This is a genomic window from Parvibaculum sp., from assembly GCF_040882025.1.
GTDB lineage: Bacteria > Pseudomonadota > Alphaproteobacteria > Parvibaculales > Parvibaculaceae > Parvibaculum.
This window is the reverse complement of record NZ_JBBECC010000141.1, coordinates 1-3,012: the sequence shown is the minus strand read 5'-3', so window position 1 is coordinate 3,012 and position 3,012 is coordinate 1. Positions and strand designations below refer to the sequence as shown.

The 3,012-nt window shown below is 63.1% G+C and carries 4 protein-coding genes and 1 pseudogene; 1 reads left to right on the top strand and 4 read right to left on the bottom strand.

Going from position 1 to position 3,012, the window contains the following annotated elements; genetic code table 11:
• Positions 1-9 precede the first annotated feature (9 nt).
• The 4 genes from WEB61_RS10075 to WEB61_RS10060 all read right to left on the bottom strand — a co-directional run bounded on the left by WEB61_RS10075 (position 10) and on the right by WEB61_RS10060 (position 1,776).
• Positions 10-210, bottom strand: a complete 201-nt coding sequence (locus WEB61_RS10075) for a hypothetical protein (RefSeq protein ID WP_368064207.1) — start codon at positions 208-210, stop codon at positions 10-12.
• Between the two features lie 29 nt (positions 211-239).
• Positions 240-695, bottom strand: coding sequence for an outer membrane lipid asymmetry maintenance protein MlaD (gene mlaD, locus WEB61_RS10070; protein ID WP_368064206.1), 456 nt, complete (start codon positions 693-695; stop codon positions 240-242).
• A 34-nt stretch (positions 696-729) separates the two neighbouring features.
• Positions 730-1,128, bottom strand: coding sequence for an NADH:ubiquinone oxidoreductase subunit NDUFA12 (locus WEB61_RS10065; protein WP_368064205.1), 399 nt, complete (start codon positions 1,126-1,128; stop codon positions 730-732).
• A 126-nt stretch (positions 1,129-1,254) separates the two neighbouring features.
• On the bottom strand, positions 1,255-1,776 hold the full coding sequence (locus tag WEB61_RS10060; protein ID WP_368064204.1) for a response regulator: 522 nt from the start codon (positions 1,774-1,776) through the stop codon (positions 1,255-1,257).
• A 425-nt stretch (positions 1,777-2,201) separates the two neighbouring features.
• Here WEB61_RS10060 and WEB61_RS10055 point away from each other — a divergent pair.
• Positions 2,202-3,012 (top strand): annotated as a pseudogene (locus WEB61_RS10055) (vitamin B12-dependent ribonucleotide reductase); the annotation flags it as partial.

Sequence of the window (3,012 nt, the reverse complement as noted above, 5' to 3'; positions counted from 1 at the left end):
CGCCTTGTGTCAGGCGCGCACCAGCACCTCGTGCGCGCCTTTGCTCTGCGGCGTGTCGACCGTGGCGGCGAAGCTCGTGACGCGGGCGGTGATCTTGTCGAGACCGCTGAAAACGGCGACCGCGTATTTCTCCGCATGGGCCGCGGCGGGCGCTAGGACCAGCATCGCAACGAGAGCGGCACAAACAGCCGGGAATCCAGCAAGGCGCATCGGCATTTTCCTGTCGGCTTTCCGGGCCGCTATTCCTTGTCGCCACCGCCCGTGGAGAAGACGGCCTGTCCGATCAGGCCCATCAAATCGACGGACCCTTGCGTGAACATGATTTCACCGCCATCCGCCAGATGGTCGGGGCTGCCGCCGGGTGTCAGCGACACATAGCTGCCGCCCAGCAAACCATCGCTGGTAATCTTGGCGCTGGTGTCGTCCGGGATTTTGACGTCGCGCGCGAGGTCCATCGTAATGACGGCCTGATAGGTCTCCGCATTCAACCGCTGCGAAACGACGGTGCCGATCTTGATGCCCGAGAGGCGCACATCGGAGCCGTTGGCCAGACCGTCGACGCCGCTGAACTCGGCGGTGACCTTGTATCCGGCGCTGCTGCGCATCCCCGACGTTGTGTAACCGTAAAAAAGGAAAAGCGCGGCAACGACGACAACGATGGTGCCGATCAAGGTTTCGACGAGATTGCTTTGCATGTTTGTCCTCGGATAATCGGTTTCAGGGCCGCGCCTATTCAGGCCGCCAGGCCTGATAGTCGCCGGTGGCGCCGGGACGGCGCGCGCCCTTGTGCAGGCTTCCTTGCGGACGCCAGGCTTGGGAAGTGCCGGTGAGGTTCGGTACGTGCGGCTTTTCCCATTCGCGCGGCACGTAGCCGTCTTCGGTGGGCGGCACATCGAATGTGTGGTGAAGCCAGCCATGCCATTCGGGCGGAACGCGCGATGCTTCGGCCAGACCGTTGTAGATCACCCAGCGGCGCACATAGCCACCGATGGCCTCACCGTCCTTCGCTTCGTAGTACCGATTGTCCTGAGCGTCCGTGCCAACGAGGCGGCCCTTGCGCCACGTGTAGAACCTCGTGCCCATGGTCTGGCCGTTCCACCAGATGAACACTTCGTGCAGCAGCGACATGGGCGCTTTATCCTGTTGTATGGACTTGTAAATTTCATCATTCGGCCGATTCCGGCAAGGCCGGAATGCGGGCCGAATATGACACCCGTTGAGAGGATGGTCCAGACTGAAGGAAGCGCCCGGGCGTCAGTCGACAGCCCAGGTCCTGATCTTTTCCGCGGCGCCGCGGCGCATACCGCTATCCTGGATCACCATGGGCTGGCGATAGATGCCGCCGGAGACCTCGAATTCGCGGTCGTCGTTGAGAACCCAGCCGATGCGGTGGAGCAGGCTCGACGGCGTAACCGGTTTCACGAGGAGATGCGTTGCGCCGATCTCGAAAGCTTCGGTGATCAGCGAACGGGAGGCATGGCCGGTCAAAACGATAATGGGCGTGAAACAGACCGGCTCGTTGCCGACGGCGCGGATGCGGGTGATGAACTCGCGGCCGTTCATCGGCTGCATTTCCCAGTCGGAAATCACCAGATCGATGTCGTAAATATCAAGTTCGGCGAGGCCCTCGGTACCGTCATGGGCCTGGCGCATATAGGTAACGCCGAACGTATTCAGCATGGTACGCAACAGCAGCCGCATGCTGCCATTGTCGTCGACCATGAGAATCCTCAGGTCTTTCAGTTCCTTGCCGAACGCCTTGCTGCGCTCACCCACGCTGAGCTCCACCTGTTCTGGGTGAAAGAGGTAGATGCATTGATAACCGATTCCGGGTTGCAGCTTTGTTAACCGCCGATTCGGTCGGGAGACCCACCAGATATCGCGGGCTGGAAGGCCTGTCGCGCCTACATCTTGTGACGAGTGCTTGACGGGGCATGGCCATCCTCCCTAGGATTTCATTTCCCCGCGAGGGGCGAGGCGAGAGACAGGCGGACACCCGAACAGAGCCACGGCTCGGCGACGAAAGCTTAACGGAATCAACCTCTTAGCGGGGAAAGTCCGGGCGGCGCGGCGCAACGGGAAGCCATGCCCGCGCGGCATGTCCCGACCATGAAAAAGCATGGTCCGGCATGATGCGCGGACGATCTCCCGGCCCGCCCCATGACGGGGTCAGTGGGCGAAGGCGAGGAACCGGGGGTCAGATGCGTATTCAGCGTTGTTTCACGATCGAGGGGCAGTCGCCCTACGAGGGCATCCCCTTCCGGACGACCGCGAGCGAAATCCGCAACCCGGACGGCTCGGTCGTGTTCCGGCTGCAGGACATCCAGGTGCCCGCCGAGTGGAGCCAGGTCGCCTGCGACGTGCTGGCCCAGAAATATTTCCGTAAAGCCGGCGTCGCAGCCGTGCTGAAGAAGCTGCCCGAAGACGGCATGCCCGAATTCCTGTGGCGCCACGCGCCGGACGAGGAGGCGCTGGCGGCGCTCAGGCCCGAAGACCGCTTCGGACCGGAAATGGACGCGCGGCAGGTTTTCGACCGGCTGGCCGGCGCCTGGACCTATTGGGGCTGGAAGGGCCGCTATTTCGACGGCGAGGCCGACGCCCGCGCCTTCTACGACGAGCTGCGCTTCATGCTGGCGGCTCAGATCGCCGCGCCCAATTCCCCGCAATGGTTCAATACCGGTCTCCACTGGGCCTATGGCATCGACGGGCCGGCACAGGGGCACTGGCGGACCGACCCCGAAACGGGCGTGACGGCGCGAACCCACAGTGCCTATGAATTCCCGCAGCCGCATGCCTGCTTCATCCAGGGCGTCGCCGACGATCTCGTCAACGAGAACGGCATCATGGATCTCTGGGTGCGCGAGGCGCGGCTCTTCAAATACGGGTCCGGCACCGGCTCCAACTTCTCCGACCTGCGCGGCGAAGATGAAAGCCTGTCAGGCGGCGGCAAGTCGTCGGGCCTGATGAGCTTCCTCAAGATCGGCGACCGGGCGGCCGGCGCCATCAAGTCGG

Excerpts from the sequence above, each read along its gene's own strand:
- WEB61_RS10075 (WP_368064207.1), bottom strand. The coding sequence starts at position 210 with ATGCGCCTTGCTGGATTCCCGGCTGTTTGTGCCGCTCTCGTTGCGATG.
- mlaD (WP_368064206.1), bottom strand. The coding sequence starts at position 695 with ATGCAAAGCAATCTCGTCGAAACCTTGATCGGCACCATCGTTGTCGTC.
- WEB61_RS10065 (WP_368064205.1), bottom strand. The coding sequence starts at position 1,128 with ATGTCGCTGCTGCACGAAGTGTTCATCTGGTGGAACGGCCAGACCATG.